The sequence below is a fragment of the Rhodococcus sp. C3V genome, assembly GCF_029269915.1.
GTDB classification, from domain to species: domain Bacteria; phylum Actinomycetota; class Actinomycetes; order Mycobacteriales; family Mycobacteriaceae; genus Rhodococcus_F; species Rhodococcus_F qingshengii.
Map to the genome: position 1 here is coordinate 47,326 of NZ_JARJBE010000013.1, position 19,187 is coordinate 66,512.

18 protein-coding genes and 1 tRNA gene are annotated in these 19,187 nt (G+C 61.4%); 10 read left to right on the plus strand and 9 right to left on the minus strand.

All coding sequences use genetic code 11. The annotated features are described in order from the left end of the window. From P3G66_RS26770 to P3G66_RS26785, 4 genes are all read right to left on the minus strand, one after another. Positions 1-762 carry an amino acid ABC transporter ATP-binding protein gene (locus tag P3G66_RS26770; RefSeq protein WP_003944053.1) on the minus strand — a complete coding sequence of 254 codons (762 nt, stop codon included), beginning with the start codon at positions 760-762 and terminating at the stop codon, positions 1-3. After that, positions 759-1,715, minus strand: coding sequence for an amino acid ABC transporter permease (locus P3G66_RS26775; protein WP_003944035.1), 957 nt, complete (start codon positions 1,713-1,715; stop codon positions 759-761). Before P3G66_RS26775 ends, P3G66_RS26770 begins: the two co-directional genes overlap by 4 nt. Further along, positions 1,715-2,587, minus strand: coding sequence for an ABC transporter substrate-binding protein (locus P3G66_RS26780; protein WP_064444636.1), 873 nt, complete (start codon positions 2,585-2,587; stop codon positions 1,715-1,717). Before P3G66_RS26780 ends, P3G66_RS26775 begins: the two co-directional genes overlap by 1 nt. Positions 2,588-2,793: 206 nt before the next feature. Beyond that, a complete protein-coding gene (locus tag P3G66_RS26785; protein WP_064689634.1) occupies positions 2,794-3,891 on the minus strand; it encodes an isocitrate/isopropylmalate dehydrogenase family protein in 1,098 nt (365 codons plus the stop codon). Here P3G66_RS26785 and P3G66_RS26790 point away from each other — a divergent pair. Continuing rightward, positions 3,857-4,432: a 2'-5' RNA ligase family protein gene (locus P3G66_RS26790; RefSeq protein WP_276117354.1), complete on the plus strand. Its 576-nt coding sequence runs from the start codon at positions 3,857-3,859 to the stop codon at positions 4,430-4,432. The genes P3G66_RS26785 and P3G66_RS26790 overlap by 35 nt on opposite strands. On the opposite strand, the gene P3G66_RS26795 is transcribed toward P3G66_RS26790, so the two are convergent. Further along, on the minus strand, positions 4,377-5,306 hold the full coding sequence (locus P3G66_RS26795; protein WP_058227012.1) for a DMT family transporter: 930 nt from the start codon (positions 5,304-5,306) through the stop codon (positions 4,377-4,379). The genes P3G66_RS26790 and P3G66_RS26795 overlap by 56 nt on opposite strands. A gap of 213 nt (positions 5,307-5,519) precedes the next feature. On the opposite strand from P3G66_RS26795, the gene P3G66_RS26800 reads away from it, so the two are divergent. Both P3G66_RS26800 and trxA read left to right on the plus strand, forming a co-directional pair. Further along, entirely contained in the window at positions 5,520-6,515 is a 996-nt protein-coding gene (locus tag P3G66_RS26800) for a helix-turn-helix domain-containing protein (protein WP_003944097.1), read from the plus strand. 74 nt (positions 6,516-6,589) lie between these two features. Next, entirely contained in the window at positions 6,590-6,961 is a 372-nt protein-coding gene (gene trxA, locus P3G66_RS26805) for a thioredoxin (protein ID WP_003944106.1), read from the plus strand. Between the two features lie 58 nt (positions 6,962-7,019). Here trxA and polA read toward each other — a convergent pair whose 3' ends face one another. Beyond that, entirely contained in the window at positions 7,020-9,767 is a 2,748-nt protein-coding gene (polA, locus tag P3G66_RS26810; RefSeq protein WP_007728727.1) for a DNA polymerase I, read from the minus strand. Positions 9,768-10,069: 302 nt separating this feature from the next. On the opposite strand from polA, the gene P3G66_RS26815 reads away from it, so the two are divergent. From P3G66_RS26815 to P3G66_RS26830, 4 genes are read left to right on the plus strand one after another with little or no spacing between them, the layout of a single operon-like run. Next, positions 10,070-11,380, plus strand: a complete 1,311-nt coding sequence (locus tag P3G66_RS26815) for a branched-chain amino acid ABC transporter permease (RefSeq protein WP_223304673.1) — start codon at positions 10,070-10,072, stop codon at positions 11,378-11,380. A 5-nt stretch (positions 11,381-11,385) separates the two neighbouring features. Next, complete coding sequence (locus P3G66_RS26820; protein ID WP_003944088.1) at positions 11,386-12,375, plus strand: branched-chain amino acid ABC transporter permease; 990 nt, start codon at positions 11,386-11,388, stop codon at positions 12,373-12,375. After that, positions 12,368-13,396: an ABC transporter ATP-binding protein gene (locus tag P3G66_RS26825; RefSeq protein ID WP_276117355.1), complete on the plus strand. Its 1,029-nt coding sequence runs from the start codon at positions 12,368-12,370 to the stop codon at positions 13,394-13,396. The genes P3G66_RS26820 and P3G66_RS26825 overlap by 8 nt, the downstream gene beginning before the upstream one ends. Continuing rightward, a complete protein-coding gene (locus P3G66_RS26830) occupies positions 13,393-14,199 on the plus strand; it encodes an ABC transporter ATP-binding protein (protein ID WP_116056665.1) in 807 nt (268 codons plus the stop codon). Before P3G66_RS26825 ends, P3G66_RS26830 begins: the two co-directional genes overlap by 4 nt. Before the next feature lie 71 nt (positions 14,200-14,270). On the opposite strand, the gene P3G66_RS26835 is transcribed toward P3G66_RS26830, so the two are convergent. Both P3G66_RS26835 and P3G66_RS26840 read right to left on the minus strand, forming a co-directional pair. Continuing rightward, the gene (locus P3G66_RS26835; RefSeq protein WP_003944031.1) at positions 14,271-15,602 is read right to left on the minus strand and encodes an ABC transporter substrate-binding protein; all 1,332 of its coding nucleotides are present in this window, start codon (positions 15,600-15,602) and stop codon (positions 14,271-14,273) included. A 208-nt stretch (positions 15,603-15,810) separates the two neighbouring features. Then, positions 15,811-16,428, minus strand: a complete 618-nt coding sequence (locus P3G66_RS26840; protein WP_003944029.1) for an ANTAR domain-containing response regulator — start codon at positions 16,426-16,428, stop codon at positions 15,811-15,813. 107 nt (positions 16,429-16,535) lie between these two features. On the opposite strand from P3G66_RS26840, the gene P3G66_RS26845 reads away from it, so the two are divergent. Together P3G66_RS26845 and P3G66_RS26850 are read left to right on the plus strand one after the other, a co-directional pair. Next, positions 16,536-16,612: transfer RNA gene (locus tag P3G66_RS26845), tRNA-Leu, on the plus strand. Between the two features lie 75 nt (positions 16,613-16,687). Continuing rightward, the gene (locus P3G66_RS26850) at positions 16,688-17,320 is read left to right on the plus strand and encodes a hypothetical protein (RefSeq protein WP_075833328.1); all 633 of its coding nucleotides are present in this window, start codon (positions 16,688-16,690) and stop codon (positions 17,318-17,320) included. 111 nt (positions 17,321-17,431) lie between these two features. Here the strand turns inward: P3G66_RS26850 and P3G66_RS26855 are convergent, their stop codons facing one another. Beyond that, entirely contained in the window at positions 17,432-18,403 is a 972-nt protein-coding gene (locus P3G66_RS26855) for a tetrahydrofolate dehydrogenase/cyclohydrolase catalytic domain-containing protein (protein WP_166502344.1), read from the minus strand. Between the two features lie 278 nt (positions 18,404-18,681). Between P3G66_RS26855 and P3G66_RS26860 the strand changes: the two genes are divergently transcribed. Then, positions 18,682-19,185 carry an SRPBCC domain-containing protein gene (locus P3G66_RS26860; protein ID WP_042923025.1) on the plus strand — a complete coding sequence of 168 codons (504 nt, stop codon included), beginning with the start codon at positions 18,682-18,684 and terminating at the stop codon, positions 19,183-19,185. Positions 19,186-19,187 lie beyond the last annotated feature (2 nt).

Sequence of the window (19,187 nt, forward strand, 5' to 3'; positions counted from 1 at the left end):
CTACAGCAGCTTCGACAGAAAAGCCTTGGTCCGGTCGTGCTGAGGATTGGCCAGGAGTTCCCGCGGCTCGCCTGCCTCGACCACAACTCCCCCGTCCATGAAGACCAACTGGTCGGCGACCTCGCGGGCGAAACCCATCTCGTGGGTGACGACCACCATCGTCATGCCTTCTTTGGCCAACTGCTTCATCACGGTGAGAACTTCACCGACCAGTTCGGGGTCGAGCGCGGACGTCGGCTCGTCGAACAGCATGAGCTTCGGGTCCATCGCGAGAGCGCGGGCGATGGCAACTCTTTGCTGCTGACCACCCGACAACTGGGCCGGGTAGGCGTTGGCTTTGGCGCTCAACCCGACCTGATCGAGGAGGTCCTTCGCTCGTTCGACAGCCTTCTTCTTACTGACGCGCTTCACCTGCGTCGGCGCTTCGATGATGTTCTCGAGAGCGGTGCGGTGCGGGAATAGATTGAAGTGCTGAAACACCATCCCGATGTCGCGGCGTTGTTTGGCCGCTGCTCGCGGGTGAAGTTCGTACAGTTTTCCGTTCTTCTCCGAGTAGCCCACCAGGTCGCCGTCGACGTACAGTCGGCCGGCGTTGACCTGCTCGAGGTGATTGATGCAGCGCAAGAACGTCGACTTGCCCGACCCGGACGGCCCGACGAGGCACAGAACTTGGCCGGGATCGATTTCGAGTGAGACCCCTTTGAGAACCTCGAGCGCGCCGAAGTTCTTACAGACCCGGTCTGCCTTGACCATCGGTGTCATCTGCGTTCTCCTCCTGGAATATCCGGGAGTGTCTCCACTACCGTTTCTTTGCCCTGTGCGTCGGCGAGTGCCTGAAGCTGGCGAGTGGTGAGCGTCCTCGTCGACCCTTTCGAATAGTGGCGTTCGACGTAGTACTGGCCGACCATGAGAACACTGGTCATTGCGAGGTACCACGTAACCGCGACCATCAAGAGTGGGATCGGCTCGAAATTTGCACCGGATATGTCTCTCGCTCGTCCGTAGAGTTCGGTACTCAACGGCACTGCGGTCACCAGCGAAGTCGTCTTGAGCAAGCTGATCAATTCGTTGCCGGTCGGTGGGATGATCACCCGCATCGCCTGGGGAAGGACCGTTCGCCGCATCGTCTGGCCCCACGTCATTCCCAAAGCCACTGACGCTTCGGTCTGACCTTCGTTGACCGAGGCGATACCTGCACGGACGATTTCGGCCATGTACGCCGCCTCGTTCAATGCGAGTCCGATGACTGCGAAGAGAAACGCCGCCTGGAGATCCTGCATGTCGAAATGCACGAACTGATGGACGAACGGAACGCCGAGATCGATGCTCTTGTATATGGAGGGGAAGAGACCCCAGAAGACGAGCTGGACGTAAACGGGCGTGCCGCGGAAGACCCACAAATACACCCAGGCAGCGGACTTCAGCACCGGGTTCGGCGACAGCCGCATTACCGCGAGGACGATGCCCAGAACGATCGCGGCTGCCATCGACAGAATTGTCAGTTGAATGGTGACCCAGGCGGCCTTCGAAATTCGAGCGTCGAAGAGGTACTGGCGGTAAGTCGCCCAGCCGAACTGTTCATTGGTCGCCGAACCGTAGATAAAGAGCCCTACCAGGACCACCACCACGACTGCTGCGACCCATCGGCCCGGTCTGCGCAGTGGGATCGCCTTGATCGGCGCCGGATCGCCAGTCTCAGTTGTTGTCATGTTCATCAGCTTTCCGCGCCGTTGATCTTGGATACTTCGATGACGCCGGCCTCGACACTCCAGGTCTGCGCGATCTGTTGATAGACGCCGTTGTCGATCAGGTACTGCATTGCCTGCTGCAGGGCGGGACCGAGGGCGGAACCCTTCACGATCGGCCAGCCGTACGGCGCGGAATCAAAGGGCTGACCCGCAGCTTCCATCCGCCCCTTACTCCGTTTGATCGCGTAGCCGGTCACCGGTGAATCCGCAGACAACGCGTCGACTCGACCCAGGATGAGTGCGTTGGCCGCATCGTCCTGACTGTCGTACTTGATCTTCTCGATGGGCGGCTTGCCCGCAGCAACGCATGCCTCGCTCTTGGCGGGTACTTCGTCGATGTCCTCGGTAGTTGTGGTCTGTACCGCCACTCGCAACCCACACGCATTGTTCGGGTCCACGGGATTGTCCGGCCGCTGAGCCCACTGGATACCTGCGCTGTAGTACGTGACGAAGTCGACCGACTTCTCCCGCTCCTTGGAGTCGGTGAACGAAGACATGCCGAGGTCGTAGCTTCCCGACTGGATAGCGGGGATGATCTTGTCGAAGTCGGCCTGGTTATAGACAGCTTCGACCCCGAGCACAGTCGCCACTGCGTTCATGATGTCGACGTCGAAGCCGACGATTTTGCCATTCTCATCTTTGAATTCGTTTGGTGCGTAAGGAATGTTGACCCCGACCTGCAGCTTGCCCGACTCCCTGACGTTCGGGGGCAACAGGGCGGCGATCTCGGGCACCTTCTGGACGTCAAGTGGCGGCCCCTCCGGAACGAGGCCCTCGTTGTTGGTCACACACCCGCCGCACAGTGCGACGATCAAGCCCACCAACAAGACTCGCACCACGTTGGCGCGGATACGCCCGCCACTGCTCGAGCCATAACTCACGCCACGTGGCCTTGGTGCCCGTGCGTTTTCATCGACCACGACTCTGCTCTCCACTCGTCGATCGCCGCACTTGCAACGTCCATCCGAAATTCAGTCGAACGGTAGGTTACGGCAGGAGTTCCACCGTCGCCGACTTCGCAAGATTCCGGCCTGTCGTACAAGAATCAGCGACGCAGAGTGTGTGCGTACACGACTTCGGAAAATTCGCTGGTCGATGCCAAACCGCCGAGGTCGGCGGTCGCGATGCCCGACGCGATGGTCGTGCGAACGGCATCTGAAATCCGGCGTGCTGCCGCAGACAACAACCGATCGCCACGCGCATCACCGAGCCAGTCGAGCATCATTGCACTCGAGAGGAACAGTGCCGTCGGGTTCGCCCGATTCTTCCCGGCGATGTCGGGTGCGGCACCGTGCGCAGCCTGAGCCATGACCTGCGTCTCGGAAGCGTTGATCGACGGCGCGGTTCCGAGTGAACCGGACAGCTCGCCCGCCAGATCCGACAAGATGTCGCCGAACATGTTTTCCGTCACCACGACATCGAAGTCGCCGCCGCGCCGAACCAGGTGCGCCGCCATCGCGTCGACGTGCTCGTCGTCGACGACTACGTGTGGGTACTCCGCAGCGACTGTTCGGCAGGCGTCACGGAACAGGCCGGTGGTCAGTGTGAGGACGTTGGCTTTGTGGACGATCGTGACGTGATTGCGCCGTCGCGACGCCAACGCGAAGGCAGTGCGTGCGATCCGTTCACACGCAGCGCGGGTGAACACACCGACGGCCAGCGCGATGTCGGGCGTCGGCATGAACTCGCCGCTGCCGACTGCCATGTTCCGATCCGCGTACAACCCCTCGGTGTTCTCGCGGACGATCACCAGATCCATGTCGGGGACCATTGCCTTGACACCGGGGAACGCCGCTGCCGGCCGAATGTTCGCGAACAGCTCGAACTTCTTCCGGATGACGCCGCCGGGTGTGAGTTGTCCGCGAAACCTCTCCGGATAGGACGCACTGTCGTGGGGTCCGAGAATCCAACCCTGCAGCTGCCCCAACGAATCGATGGTCTCGTCGGGAATCGGTGTGCCGTGGCTGTCGATGGCCGTGTTCCCGAGCGGAAGCTCGACCCACTCGACGGGCGGAGCATGAACCGCTGACAACGCCGCATCCACGATCTGCCGTGTCGCCGGGACGATTTCGTGGCCGATTCCGTCGCCGTGCATGAGCCCCAGCCGCATGGCCGAAGTACCGATTGCGCTCGCACCTGTCATCAGGCAATCATTGCTCACCATGGTCCAGTCGGTGGAATTGCTCCTCGATCCAGTGAGTGAGTCGGCAGTGCGAGCACAATGGCAGCTACTCGCCGACGCCGGTTTACCGAGTCAGGCCTCTCATCACAGCCCGTCCAACCGTCCGCACATCACGCTGTTCGTCGCCCGTGAGATCCCCGCGGAGATCGACGAACTGTTGAAGCGGCGCTTCTCGGCCCCGGACTTCGAGGTCCGACTCGGTGGCTACGTCGTGTTCGGCGGCAAGCAGATGGTCTTGGCGCGCTCGGTCATTCCTTCGCGCGCACTCCTTCACCTGCACCGAGAAATAGCCGAGGCAACCGTTGGTTCGACGGCGCTTCCCGCCCACGTCGAGCCCGGCGCGTGGACGCCTCATGTAACGCTCGCCCGACGCGTCGAACCTGCACGTCTGGGTGAAGCCATCGCCCTGCTGGGCACCGACGTGATTCAAGGGCGCTGCGGCGCGATCAGGCGCTGGGACGGCGAACAGAAGACGGAATGGTTACTGACGCCGCCGCTGTGACAGAGCGGGTTGCACGTCGGGTCACCAGGATTCCCGCGATCACCGCGAGTGCACCAACCGGCTGATTCCAGCCAACGCTTTCGTTCAAGACTATTGCGCCGAGAGCGACGCCCACCACTGGACTGAGATAAGTGACGGTGGACGCCGCAGTCGGCCCCCACCCCTGAACGACATTGGTGTTCCAGATGAATGCGAGCCCGGTCCCCAGTGCGCCCAGAGCGATCATCGACAGGACAATTGCCGGCGTCAGGTGCATCGGTGTATTCGCGATGACCGGTGAGGCCAGAACCATCACGAAGGCTCCGATACTGATCTGTAATAGCGCGACTGTGCGGGTGTCGACGCCGAGAGGAAGCACGAAACGTCTGAGGTAGACAAACGAAATCCCGTACGACGCAGTCGCTCCCAGGCAAGCGACCTGAGAACTGACACTTCCGCCGACGCCGAGATTCCACGGCGCCAATACGATCAGCACCCCACCGAATCCGAGAAGCAACCCCAGCGATTTGTATCGCGTCAGCGTCTCCCCCGGCAGAAAGGCAAGGGAGACAGCCATAGTCATCAGTGGTGTGGTGGCGTTGTAGATGCTCGCGAGTCCCGAGGACATGTTTTGCTCCGCCCAACTGAACAGCAGCCACGGCACGATGCATTGTGTCGCTGCGAGAAAAGCCATGTGTTTCCAGACGCGAAAGTCCCTCGGTAGGCCGATCCGGCTGACCGCTGACACGAGAACCAGCGCGAGCGCACCGAAGACCAAGCGCCACAGAACTACCTGCGTGAAGGACAGACCTTCGAGCCCGATCTTCATGAAGAGGAAACTAGCTCCCCACACCACCGCAGCTGCGGTGTATTGAAAGGCAAGACTTGCCCTCAAAGGGTGAAGTCTCCGTGCGGACTGACGTCGTGACGAGTGTCGGGCGTTCGGCCGGCAAGAGCTAGTACGTTCAGGACCAGTAGGACCAAGACGCTGACGACGATGATTGCCATGTGTCCAGCCTGACGGAATGTCCCACGTGGCAGTAGTGGCAGAAAAGCCAGACTTGGACGATTTTCTGCCACTTTCCTGTTTTTCTGTCACACTCGAAAGATGCTCGCGAAAGTGGTGGTCCCACTGATGCCGATGACCGAGGCGTTCGAACTCGGCGTGGCATGTGAAGTCTTCGGCTTCGACCGATCCGACGACGGCCTCCCCACGTACGACTTCTCTCTGATCGCCGCAGTTCCGGGTCCGATCCGAACGCGGTTCGGGTACAACATCGATGTTCCGTACAACCTCGATTCTCTCGACGACGCCGATCTCATCGTCGTGTCCGCCGGCGGAACCTACGACGCCGGCGACGCGTACATGTGCTCACCGAGTCCCGACTCGAGTGTCGATCCCCTGTTGGTCAAACTCAACGAGGCCGTAGCCCGGGGCGCCAAGGTGGCGAGTCTGTGCACCGGAGCGTTCGTCCTCGGGGCGGCTGGACTACTGGACGGAAGGCGATGCACGACGCATTGGCGGCATGCAGAGAGGCTTGCCCAGACGTATCCGGAAGCCAAGGTCGATCCGGACGTGTTGTACGTGGACGAAGATCCGGTGTTCACCAGCGCAGGCACCGCGGCAGGAATCGACCTGTGCCTGCACATCGTCCGAAAAGAACAGGGTTCTCGCGTTGCCAATGGCATCGCGAGAAGGATGGTGGTGCCGCCCCATCGTGACGGTGGGCAAGCCCAGTACGTTGCCACTCCCCTCGCCTCGACGCCGAGTGCAACCCTTGCCCCGCTCCTCGACTGGATGACGGAGAACCTCGCCCTCGACCTCACTGTGGGCATGGTCGCGGCCCGCGCGAACATGTCCGCGCGCACGTTCGCGCGCCGTTTCCAAGCGGAAACGGGAACAACCCCCGCCCGCTGGCTCAGCGATCAGCGAGTACTGGCCGCCCAACACCTCCTCGAGAATTCCGACCTCTCCGTCGACGTCATCGCAGAACGCGTCGGATTCGGCGGCGGTGCCGTGCTTCGCCAGCACTTCATTCGTCTGCGTTGCACCACGCCGCAGGCCTACCGCCGGACGTTTCGGGCGACCGAGAACGCAAGCTGAAATCGGCTCAGGGAAGAATCAGCGGTTCCGGGGCGTTGCACACACCAACAGCCCGCACAATGGAAAGGACCCCTGTGGCCACCCAGACACTCACCCAGCAGAACTTCGACGAAACGATCAACGGCAGCGACGTCGTCCTCGTGGACTTCTGGGCCTCCTGGTGCGGCCCGTGCCGCCAGTTCGCACCGACGTTCGAAGCCTCTTCGGAGAAGCATGCCGACGTCGTTCACGCCAAGGTCGACACCGAGGCCGAGCAGGGAATCGCAGCGGCCGCCAACATCCGCTCCATCCCCACGATCATGGCCTTCCGCGAAGGCGTACTCGTGTTCAACCAGGCCGGCGCGCTTCCCGCCGCTCAGCTCGAAGAGCTCGTCACTCAGGTCAAGGCACTCGACATGGACGAGGTCCGCAAGCAGATCGCAGAGCAGACCGCATCTGCTGAATAGCGTGAAATGGCTGGGCCGGAATCGAAGTCGATTCCGGCCCAGCCTTTTTCGTTGTTGCCTAGTGAGCCGCGCTGTCCCAGCTTCGACCGGTTCCCACCGAAACATCCAGAGGTACCGACAGCTCGATGGCTGTGGCCATCTTGTCCTTGACCAGCGCGGTGACCTCCTCCAACTCGGAGGCAACCACTTCGAGCACCAATTCGTCGTGCACCTGCAACAGCATGCGCGACTTCAATCCGGCGTCGGCGAGAGCCTTCTGCACGTTGATCATCGCGACCTTGATGATGTCGGCCGCAGTGCCCTGGATCGGCGCATTGAGGGCAGCACGTTCGGCAACCTCACGACGCTGACGGTTGTCGCTGTTGAGGTCCGGCAGGTAGCGACGACGACCGTAGAGCGTCGAGGTGTAGCCGTCCTTACGTGCCTGCTCGACCACCGCGTGGAGGTAATCCCGCACGCCGCCGAAACGAGCGAAGTACGCATCCATCTGCTGCTTCGCTTCTTCGGTCGAAATCTTCAGCTGCGACGCCAATCCGTAGGCACTGAGCCCGTAGGCCAGACCGTACGACATCGCCTTGACCCGGCGCCGCAGTTCAGGAGTCACCTCTTCGATCGGTACACCGAATGCGCGCGAGCCGACAAAACTGTGCAGGTCCTCACCGGTGTTGAATGCCTCGATCAGCCCCTCGTCGCCTGACACGTGCGCCATGATGCGCATTTCGATCTGGCTGTAGTCGGCAGTGAGCAGAACGTCGAACCCCTGCCCGACTACGAATCCGTCGCGAATCTCGCGCCCCGCGTCGTTTCGCACCGGGATGTTCTGCAAGTTCGGATCGGTCGACGACAGGCGTCCGGTCGCGGCAACCGTCTGATTGAACGTCGTGTGAATGCGTCCGTCTTCGGCTACGGCCTTGAGAAGACCGTCGACGGTCACCTTCATACGCGTCGCATCACGGTGCGCGAGAAGGTGTTCGAGGAACGGGTGTCCTGTCTTGTCGAACAGACCCTGCAACGCCTCGGCGTCGGTGGTGTAGCCCGTCTTCGTCTTCTTCGTCTTGGGCATGTCGAGTTCTTCGAACAAGACCACCTGCAGCTGCTTCGGCGAACCCAGGTTGATCTGCTTGTCGATCACCTCGTAGGCCGAGTTTGCTGCGTCGGCGACCTGGGAGGCGAAACGGCTCTGAAGATCGTGCAGATGCGCGCTGTCGACGGCGATGCCGGTGGCCTCGATCTGAGCGAGCTCGATCGTCAACGGCAGTTCCATGTCGGAGAGGAGCGACTTGGATTCGATCGACTCCAACTCGGTGTCCAGTGCAGCTGCCAAGTCGAGAACGGCCTGAGCGCTGAGCATCGCGGTCTCGGCCGCTTCGGCATCGAGCTGCTCGGTGTCGTCGAGCAGTGAAAGCTGTTCCTGGCCGGATGTTTCGGCGCGCAGTTCACGCTTGAGGTAGCGGAGCGAGAGGTCGTCGAGATTGAAGCTGCGCTGGCCCGGCCGGACGAGGTACGCGGCCAGAGCAGTGTCGCTGGTCAGTCCACCGAGCGTCCAACCACGCCCACGCAGAGCATGGATCGCCCACTTGGCTTCGTGCAGCGCCTTCGGCTGCGATGCGTCGGCGAGCCAATCACCGAGAGCTGCTTCGTCTTCCGGTGTTGCCGTCGACGCCGCGATGTATGCACATTCACCGTCGGAGGCCGCGATCGCGAGTGCAGTGACGTCGCCGGCGAACGGAGTTCTGGTTCCGAGCACCGTCACGCCGTGACGCTCACCGGTTCGTGCGTGGGCGTCGAGCCACGCGGCAACCGCACCCGGGGCGAGTGCGTCGCCGCTGACCTCGAACCCTTCCTCTGCTTCGGGCTCGGACGACGACAGGGTCGCGAACAGTCGATCGCGGAGAACCTTGAACTCGAGATCGTCGAACAACGCATGAATCTTCTCGCGGTCCCACGGGGCCAACACCAACTGCTCGGGCGTGTACGGCAAGGGAACGTCGCGAACCATTTCGGTGAGCTGACGATTGAGCAGGACGTTCGCGAGGTTCTCCCGCAGTGAGTCGCCCACCTTGCCGCGGACCTTGTCCACGTTGTCGACCAGTCCCTGCAGGTCGCCGTACTCACGGATCCACTTGGTGGCGGTCTTCTCGCCGACGCCGGGGATGCCGGGGAGGTTGTCACTCGGGTCGCCGCGCAGGGCAGCAAAATCGGGATACTGCGCCGGGCTGAGGCTGTACTTCTCCTCTACTGCCGTCGGCGTGAATCGGGTGAGCTCCGAGACACCCTTCTTCGGGTAGAGCACAGTGACGTTGTCGGTCACCAGTTGCAGCGAGTCACGGTCACCGGTCACGACGAGAACCCGGTATCCGAGGGCCTCCGCCTGTGTGGTCAAGGTGGCGATCACGTCGTCGGCTTCGAAACCTTCCTCGGCCATGACCGGGATGCCCAGCGCGCCGAGAACGTCCTTGGTGATGTCGATCTGGCCCTTGAATTCGTCCGGAGCCTTCGCGCGCTGCGCCTTGTATTCGGGGAACAGGTCGGCGCGAAACGTCTGACGCGACACGTCGAAGGCCGCGGCCAGGTGGGTGGGCTGCTCGTCACGAAGAAGGTTGATCAACATCGACGTGAAGCCGTACACCGCGTTGGTGGCCTGCCCACTGTGTGTCTTGAAGTTCTCTGCAGGCAGCGCGTAGAAGGCGCGAAACGCCAACGAATGCCCGTCGAGAAGCATCAGAAGAGGGCGATCGTCCGCCTTGCCGGTGGTGCCGGCTGGAGCGGTGGACGTGCTGGACCGAGTTGTGGTTGCGGGGCTCACGGTTCATCAGTCTAGGGATCGCGACCGACATCGACGCCTTCGCCGTTGTTTACGCAGGAACAGACACAAGAATCGGACAATTGATGCAGCCTTCGGCCTTCGATACGGAACCGAAACATCCCGGAAATCTCAGAACCCCATCTGAAGCGAACGGAGCCGTTAGAGTCCGGAAATCGCAGCAGCGAAACAATCCCTCTGCTGCGCGGCACTTTGTCCAGACGCGCTATTCCCGACCCGCTCGGAGGACGTACGTGGCCCCACCCGTAGTGAAACGGCAGACCCTCGCGACACTCAGCCGACTACTGGCCTTTGCATTACTGACGTTCTTCGCATTACTCAGCCTGGCCGGAACTGCTTCGGCTCAGGAACCGACCACTTCCCCTACACCGCCGACCCCGACAGCATCCGCGCCACCGACAGCACCGGTTCCCGACAACGCTGTCCCCGTCAGCGGCAATCTCAACAACGGCGGCACACGCCTCGAGGGCGTCACCGTGCGTGCACTCGATTCTTCCGGCACGGAAGTCGCCACCGGAGAATCGGCATCGAACGGCCGTTGGGAACTGGCCGTGGCACCGGGCACCTACACCTTCGAGATCGTTGCCGACACACTTCCCGACGGGGTCAGTGTGCAAGCCGCTGTCGAACGCGAGGTGGTGGCCGGCCGCGCGAACACCGTGATCTTCTCGTTCGGCGAGGTACGTACCGCCTCGAATGTCAGCTTCGGCGAGAAGCTGATCCGCACGACGGTCGACGGTCTGCGGTTCGGCCTCGTGATCGCGATCGCCGGTGTGGGTTTGAGCCTGATCTACGGCACCACTGGCCTGACCAACTTCGCTCACGGCGAGATGGTGACGTTGGGAGCCGTTGCTGCCTGGGTGATCAACACGTCCTTCGGCGTTCCGCTGATTCCCGCCACGATCCTCGCGATCTTCGTCGGCATCGGCATCGGCCTGCTGACCAACGGAATCGTCTGGAAACCACTGCGTAAGCGCAAGACCGGGTTGATCGCGCAATTGGTGGTCTCGATCGGCCTCGCGATTTCATTGCGCTACTTGATCCTGATCTTCTTCTCCGACCGCGCCGAACCGTTCGACGACTACCAGGGCCAGGTCGAGAAGAACTGGGGCCCGATCGCACTGACCGACGCCAACGCGATAGTCATGATCGTCAGTCTGGTCGTCCTGGTCGGCGTCGCACTGCTTCTGCAGAAGACTCGCATCGGAAAGGCCATGCGTGCCGTCTCCGACAATCGTGACCTCGCCGCTTCGTCCGGAATCAACGTCGAGCGCGTGATCATGTTCGTCTGGGGTCTCGGCGGCGGATTGGCCGCCCTCGGCGGTGTGCTGTTCGGCATCTCCGAACTCGGCGGACGCGTCCAGTGGGAAATGGGATTCAAACTGTTGCTGCTCATGTTCGCCGGAATCACCCTCGGTGGTCTGGGAACCGCGTACGGGGCGCTACTCGGCTGCGTCATCGTCGGACTTCTGGTCCAACTCTCGACGCTCATCATCAACCCAGACCTCAAATACATCGGCGGACTTCTCGTCTTGATCGTGATCCTCGTGGTTCGCCCCCAGGGCATCCTCGGATCCAGACAAAGGATCGGGTGACGAATATGGACATCATGGGAGCTTTCCAGGTTTCCTTCGCCCAGCTGATCGGGCCGTCGGCAATCTTCTACGCACTGTTGGCAATCGGGTTGAACCTGCACTTCGGCTACGCCGGACTGCTCAATTTCGGTCAGATCGGTTTTGCCCTTCTCGGCGGCTACGGCGTCGGCATCATGACCGTGACCTACGACCAGCCGCTCTGGCTCGGCATCCTCGTCGGACTCACCGCAGCCGGGCTCCTCGCGCTCGTGCTCGGTATCCCGACGCTGCGTCTGCGCGCCGACTATCTCGCCATCGTGACCATCGCGGCCTCGGAGATCTTGCGTCTGATCTTCCGCTCGACCGCGTCGGATTCGGTGACCGGTTCCACCAATGGCCTGTTCGGTTTCGCAGACCCGTTCACCGCACTGAGCCCCTTCGACTCGGCCAAGCAGTACTCATTTCTCGGCGTGAAGTTCTACGGAGACGACCTCTGGTCGATGGTCGTGGGGTGGACGCTGGTCTTGATCTTGTGCGGATTTGTCTACCTGTTGACGCACAGTCCGTGGGGGCGCGTCCTCAAGGCGGTTCGCGAAGACGAGGACGCAGCGCGATCGTTGGGCAAGAACGTCTTCGTGTACAAGATGCAGGCGCTGGTTCTCGGCGGCGTGATCGGTGGTCTGGCCGGGGTGTTCAACGCTTTACAGACCAAGTCCATCAACCCGGACTTCTACTCGACCGCGCAGACGTTCTTCGCGTTCGGCGCACTGATTCTGGGCGGGGCGGCAACGGTATTCGGCCCGGTGGTCGGCGCAATGTTGTTCTGGTTCCTCCTCGCCATCCCTGATGCCTTGCTGCGTCAGGCGATCTCCGGCGAGAATCCGCTGCTCTCGCTGACCGAACAACAGGTCGGGGCCACCAGGTATGTCCTGCTCGGATTGATGATTGCTCTCCTGATGGTCTTCAGACCGCAGGGAATACTGGGTAACAAGCGGGAGGTGCAACTCAATGCTTGACGCCGATACCAGAGCACAGATCTTTGCCGACGTTCCTCACCTTCCCGGATCGGCGAAACCCGACCCGGTGTTGGTCGCTGACAACGTCTCGCGGACGTTCGGCGGTCTCAAGGCCGTCGACGTCGATCACCTCGAGATTCAACGAGGGTGCATCACGGGTCTGATCGGTCCAAACGGTGCCGGAAAAACGACGCTCTTCAACCTCCTTACCGGATTCGACCGGCCGGACACCGGTACGTGGTCGATGGACGGTCAATCGCTGGGCCGCATGTATCCCCACCAGGTAGCCAGGAAAGGAGTGGTACGGACGTTCCAGTTGACCAAGGCGCTCTCCAAACTCACCGTGCTGGACAACGTACGTCTCGGTGCCACCGGCCAACATGGTGAACGCATTTTTGCATCTCTCGTCCCGTGGATCTGGAAAGGCCAGGAACGCGAGATCACCGAACGCGCCAACGAACTCCTCGCACGATTCAAACTCGACACCAAGGCCGACGACCTCGCCGGTTCACTCTCCGGTGGGCAGCGCAAACTGCTCGAAATGGCTCGCGCACTCATGACCTCGCCCTCGGTGGTGATGCTGGACGAACCGATGGCGGGGGTCAATCCTGCTCTGACGCAAAGCCTGCTCGGACACATCAAGTCATTGCGCGACGACGGAATGACAGTGGTGTTCGTCGAGCACGACATGGACGTGATCCGAGACATCAGCGATTGGGTGGTGGTCATGGCGCAGGGCAGCGTCATCGCCGAATCCACCCCGGACGAACTCTCGTCCAACGCAGCCGTCGTCGACGCATATCTGGGCAGCCACCATGACCAGGCTCTCGAGTTCGACGACAACGGAAATCCGGTGGGCGAGACGGCCGTTCTGGCCGCCGCCCTGGCTGAAGCCGAGGTCGAAACCCTCGAGACGGGCGGGGACCTGTCGGAACCCGACATCGACAACCTTCCGGCCGATCTCGCCGCGACGCTGGAATCGAGTCCCGAGGAACCGCGCGGAAGGCACGAGAAGCCATGAGCGAGAACAAAGCACGAGCACTCACGCCTGCAGAGTTCGCCGCGACGGCCGAGGAACATCAGCGACTGTCGGCAGGTGCCCTGCTCCGCGCCGACAGCCTCGTCGCGGGCTACATTCCCGGCGTCAACATCCTGCGTGAATGCAACCTCTTCCTGAAGGAAGGGGAAATCGTCGGGATCATCGGACCGAACGGCGCAGGCAAATCGACACTCCTGAAATCACTGTTCGGACTGATACCGGTACGCGAAGGGTCGGTCACCCTACGCGAGGACAACATCACGTCTGCGCCCGCTCACGTCCTCGTTCAGAAGGGAGTCGGGTACGTCCCTCAAACGCAGAACGTCTTTCAGACTCTGACCATCGAAGAAAACCTCGAAATGGGCATTTATCTGCGTCCCAAGGCATTCGCGGAACGATTCGCCTTCGTGAGTGAACTATTCCCTCTTCTGAGTGAACGACGAAAGGTGAAGGCCGGCGCACTCTCGGGTGGCGAACGCCAGATGGTCGCGATGGGCCGGGCCCTGATGATGGATCCGTCGGTGCTGCTGCTCGACGAACCGTCCGCGGGCCTGTCCCCCATGTTCCAGGACGAGGTGTTCATCCGCTGCAAGAAGATCAATGCTGCCGGTGTCTCGGTCATCATGGTCGAGCAGAACGCGCGCCGCTGCCTTCAGATCTGCGACCGCGGTTACGTACTCGATCAGGGTAAGAACGCGTACACCGACACCGGCGCCAATCTGATGAACGACCCCAAGGTGATCGAGTTGTACTTGGGAACGCTCGCTGGAAGCAAAGAGAAGTAGGACAGACACGAGAATGGGCCAGGGTCGCGAGACCCTGGCCCATTCTCGTTGGCTGCTTACCTGCCCACGACTTACTTGCCCACCACCACGAATCCTTCTGTGGTCAGGGTGTTCTCAGGGCCGAACTTGAGCTTTCCGTACGAACCGATGGACGGCTCCCCCGAATCGTTGAAGTCCAACTCACCGGTGATGCCGTCGTAGTCGATGTCGGTTCCCGCCTTCACCAACGGCAGGCACTCGACGTAGGACGTGCACTTGGTGCCGCCTTCGGTGACGCTGTTGATGTTGGCCGCGATGTCGGTACCGGCCGTCGACTTCGCCTGCTCGGCAGCGAGCGCTGAGATCACCACCGCGTCGTATGACTCTCCGGCGTAGTTGAAGTCGATCAGAGAGGGGTTCACAGCCTTCAGACGATCCTGGAAGGCAGCTCCGACGTCCGTCAGGGGCGTCGTTCCCTGCATGGTGTCGAGCAACGGCTTCGCCACGGATTCGCCGAGAGCGTTACCCATGTTGCCGTCGACGCCGTACATCGCCATTCCGTCCGACGGGCCGATGCCCACTTCGTGCATGCGCGTGATGATCTTCGCCGACTCTTCGAAGCCCACCAGTGCCACTGCATCCGGATTGAAGTTCTTGACTTGATCGACTTCGGAGTTGAACGACTGCGCGTTCGGGTCGTAGATGATCTTCTCGATCTGATCGGAGGGGACACCCGAATCGATCAGATTCTTTTCGATGTTGTCCGCCAGACCCGTCCCGTACGGGTCGTTGAGGGCCATGATCGCTACGCGCTGACCACCGTCGTCCGAAATGAGCTGTGCGACGGCCTGAGCCTGCAGTACGTCCGTCGGAGCGGTGCGGAAGTACATGCCCTTGTCTGGGTAGCAGACGAATTGGTCCGAGGTGTTGGCAGGCGAGAACATCACGACGCCTGCGCTGGCGATCTTGTCGATCACCTTGAGCGAGACCGAAGACGACGCGGCGCCGACGATGACCTGAGTGCCTGCAGCCAATTCGCGGTCGACGGTGGTATTGGCGGTGTCCGTTGTGGTGTCACCCGAATCGCCGGGAATCAGCTGGACCGGTTGGCCGAGAACGCCTCCGGCTGCATTGACGTCGTTGACTCCCAGCTGGGTGCCCGCGACCATCGGCGGCCCGAGGAACGACAAGCTGCCTGTATCGGGAAGAAGCGTGCCGATGCGCAGCGCTTCCGTGGACGGGGTGGCGCCGGCCTTGGCCTGCTCCGGGGTGCAATCAGTCGTGACGGATGTCGTCGCGGCAGAAGCGCCGGACGTAGAGCCACTCGAAGACGAGTCATCCGACTTGTCCGAGCTACAGCCTGCAAGTGCCAGTGATGCCGCGCCGAGAACTGCAGCAGTACGCACAAGTGTTCGTCTAGCCATCCCACGCTCCTAAGATCAGCCGGTGCTCGCGCCACCCGAACTGGCGCTCGCTGTGGGATCAGACGCTAGACCTTGGAACCGTTTCGCGATCCTTCAAGAAAGCCCTGTGACCTGACTGTTATCTGAAGGTGCACAGTGTTTACACGGCTGTAGCGCTGCGCGACGTTTCGACGGTCGACGCAGCAACCGGGTAACCCGGACACTTTGCTCAAGCGTCCGGTTCACCGCCCAGAGTTTCCAGTACGACCTGTGCGACCGCCTTCATCGTGGAGCGCCGATCCATCGCGGCGCGCTGAATCCACTTGAACGCCTCAGGTTCGGTGAGCGCTTGGCGAACCATCAGAACACTCTTGGCTCGCTCGATCAGCTTGCGTGCTTCGAGCCGGTCCGAAAGATCAGCGACCTCACGCTCGAGCGCCGTCACCTCGCGGAAACGACTGACCGCCAATTCGACAGCGGGAACGAGGTCACTGATCGAGAACGGCTTGACCAAGTAAGCCATGGCGCCGGCATCGCGTGCGCGCTCGACCAACTCGCGCTGACTGAACGCTGTGAGAATGACAACAGGAGCGATGCGTTTGGCGGCAATCTCCGAAGCGGCGTCGATGCCGTCTCTCCTGGGCATTTTCACGTCCATGATGACCAGATCAGGCTTGAGCGACTCGGCCAACTCCACCGCGACCTGCCCGTCACCCGCCTCACCGACGACGTCGTAGCCCTCTTCGCGGAGCATCTCGACCAGATCCATGCGGATCAACGCCTCGTCTTCAGCGACGACAACACGACGGGGTGCGAGCTGATTGCCTTGCGGCTGCGGCGAATTCATGGCCACCATCCTCCTCCATCGAACCGCCCCGACACGAGACGCGAACGATTAGAGGGTACCGGTGTTTGACATTGAAATCGCATCTTCTAATGTAGTCATCGCAACAAGCCCTCGTATCCCAATTGGCAGAGGAAACGGATTCAAAACCCGTCCAGTGTGAGTTCGAGTCTCACCGAGGGCACCACCTGCCGCAGCTGGCCGCACCGCAAGGTTTCGGCATTCGGCTGTACCCCAGATCGACCGCCGTTAGATTCGATCCATGAACGGTCACCGGCTGATTGCTCTGCTCGGAGCCATATCGATTCTCGCGCTGCTCACCGGGTGTCAAACAGACGGCCAATCCAATACTGCCGGCGAATCCAGCACTGCCGGCGAATCTTCCACCCAGGCCGCGCTCGATGCTGCAACACAGACCGGCACCCTTCAGGTCGGCTCTCCCCCGATCGATGCCCCATCCACCGAGATCTCCGTGCCTCCCCCGTTCCCGAACGACACGGAGGTCCCTTCACCGACTCCGCGCGTCGACGTGACCGAGATCGACGTGATCGATCACGATGGTTTCACCCGCATCACCTATCGCTTCGACGGAAGCGGATCTGTGTTCTGGAAAACCGAATATGTCAGCGAAGCAATCCGAGCGGGTGACAGCACAGTCGTGGACGTCGGAAGTCGATCGATACTTCAAGTCGACCTGATGGGAGTCCAATCGGATTCGTCGCTCAACTCCGTATCTCACGAGGGCGAAAACATCACGCGCATAGACAGTGCAGCCAGGAACAGTGCGATCCTGCAGTCGTTTGTCGGCACGGTCGACATCCGTCCGGCATACACCGTATCGACATCCGATTCACCGTCCCAGTTGACGATCGACATCCCCAAGGCAGACAGCTGACTGTCGAATACCCAATTGCGCGCTCAGCTCAGCCATTCCAGCGCAGCGGTGCTCGACGCGGTAATTCGGTTATCGCGGGGCGGATGAATACTCCGTCTCGAAACCGAGGTCTCACAATCGATCCGAGGCGATTGCGGGGTCCGGTTCAACACGACTGTCATGATTCTCACTGCATGCCCGAACGTCCGCTGCTCGAACTGCTGCTGCCAGTGTTTGTTCCAGCAGGACTGCCACCGTCATGGGGCCGACGCCACCCGGCACTGGTGTGATCGCACCGGCATGTGGGAGCGCAGCGGCGTACTCCACATCTCCGACGTTGCCCTCGTTGTACCCCGCATCGATCACCACTGCCCCAGGCTTGATCCACGCCCCTTTGATCAGTTCCGGAACACCGACGGCCGCGATGACGACGTCTGCCGAGGCGACGTGGGCGGCCAGGTCGACGGTGCGCGAATGGCAGTATGTCACCGTTGCGCCTCGACGCAGGAGGAGCATTCCCATCGGCAATCCGAGTATCGGGCTTCGGCCGACCACGACAGCATGCTTTCCGGAGAGTTCGACGCCTGTGGCGTCGAGCAGGCGCAGGATGCCACTCGGCGTACACGATTCGAATCCCCCACCGGTCAACGCCATTGCCGCAAAAGATGCCGAAGTGACGCCGTCAACGTCTTTGTCGGCCGAGATGGCATCGAACGCGGCCCGTTCGTCGATGTGGTCTGGCACCGGGTGTTGCAGCAGTATGCCGTCGATCGAAGGGTCCGCCGACAACGCTCTCAGCACGCCGACCAGTTCTTCGGTGGTTGTACTCACCGGGAGTTCGACCGTCCGCGACGTCATTCCGACGGCGACAGATCGTTTGGCCTTCATCTGTACATACGCCTTCGAGGCCGGGTCTGCTCCCACGATGACGGCGGCCAGGCAAGGAACGTGCCCCGCCTCATCACGAAACTGCCTGGTGCGCACTGACAGGTCCGCGAGCGCAGCATCGGCAATTGCGCGTCCGTCGATTATTCGAGCGGGCGCGGTCTGGGTCGACAGATTCTTGGTAGAGACGTTTTCGGTAGGCCGATTCTCGGTAGACATGGATCCCCCTTCACACAAGATGTGTGAAGCACCCAGGCGGTCGATGCCTCGCGATGTGCACTCCCCGGTGGTAATCCCCACCCGCGCCAGTCGTGCGTGGTCAGCGTACCGCGCGGTTGCTTCACCGCCACGAAACGCGTCGAGAACGCCACTCACGAAACGAGACAAATCGACATAACCTATCAATAGGTAACGATCTGACCTGCAGTTATTCCATCCTGTGCAATTAGATGGCACGATGGGGGCAACCGCACGGGCACCAAGCATTGGAGGCACCGATGGACAACGGCAAGATAAACCTGACCTATGACGGTCGGGTGTCACTGAGCTTCCAACTGGCGATTCCGCACGCACCGGACAAGGTCTGGAAAGTGATAACGGAACGCGAGTACCTCGACGCCTGGTTTCCGGCGGACGTCGATTTCGATCTCACTCCCGGCGCGGATCTACTGTTCAAGGTGACACCGGAACAAGTCGAGCGTTTCGGACTGCCCGCAGATCACGTGACGCGCGGGACGGTCATCAGCGTCCACCCGCACCGAATTCTCGAATTCCTCTGGGACGCAGACACTCTTCATTGGGAACTGGCACCGGACGGCACCGGCGGCTGTTGGCTGACTCTCACCCACACGATGGAGGACGAGGAATCCGCGTACGCGCACGCCGCCGGCTGGCACGCGGGCTTGGAAGTTGTTGCGGCCCAACTCGATGGACGCGAAGTCGACTGGTCTCCGTGGGACCGCGCCGACGAACTCTCACCGCAATATCGCAAGTCTGCTTGATT

Coding starts and splice junctions, on each gene's coding strand:
- P3G66_RS26825 (WP_276117355.1), top strand. CDS start 12,368: ATGCTTGACGCCGATACCAGAGCACAGATCTTTGCCGACGTTCCTCAC.
- P3G66_RS26785 (WP_064689634.1), bottom strand. CDS start 3,891: ATGACAGGTGCGAGCGCAATCGGTACTTCGGCCATGCGGCTGGGGCTC.
- P3G66_RS26800 (WP_003944097.1), top strand. CDS start 5,520: ATGCTCGCGAAAGTGGTGGTCCCACTGATGCCGATGACCGAGGCGTTC.
- P3G66_RS26840 (WP_003944029.1), bottom strand. CDS start 16,428: ATGAATTCGCCGCAGCCGCAAGGCAATCAGCTCGCACCCCGTCGTGTT.
- P3G66_RS26850 (WP_075833328.1), top strand. CDS start 16,688: ATGAACGGTCACCGGCTGATTGCTCTGCTCGGAGCCATATCGATTCTC.
- P3G66_RS26835 (WP_003944031.1), bottom strand. CDS start 15,602: ATGGCTAGACGAACACTTGTGCGTACTGCTGCAGTTCTCGGCGCGGCA.
- P3G66_RS26790 (WP_276117354.1), top strand. CDS start 3,857: ATGGCCGAAGTACCGATTGCGCTCGCACCTGTCATCAGGCAATCATTG.
- P3G66_RS26775 (WP_003944035.1), bottom strand. CDS start 1,715: ATGAACATGACAACAACTGAGACTGGCGATCCGGCGCCGATCAAGGCG.
- P3G66_RS26830 (WP_116056665.1), top strand. CDS start 13,393: ATGAGCGAGAACAAAGCACGAGCACTCACGCCTGCAGAGTTCGCCGCG.
- P3G66_RS26855 (WP_166502344.1), bottom strand. CDS start 18,403: ATGTCTACCGAGAATCGGCCTACCGAAAACGTCTCTACCAAGAATCTG.
- P3G66_RS26770 (WP_003944053.1), bottom strand. CDS start 762: ATGACACCGATGGTCAAGGCAGACCGGGTCTGTAAGAACTTCGGCGCG.
- P3G66_RS26820 (WP_003944088.1), top strand. CDS start 11,386: ATGGACATCATGGGAGCTTTCCAGGTTTCCTTCGCCCAGCTGATCGGG.
- P3G66_RS26860 (WP_042923025.1), top strand. CDS start 18,682: ATGGACAACGGCAAGATAAACCTGACCTATGACGGTCGGGTGTCACTG.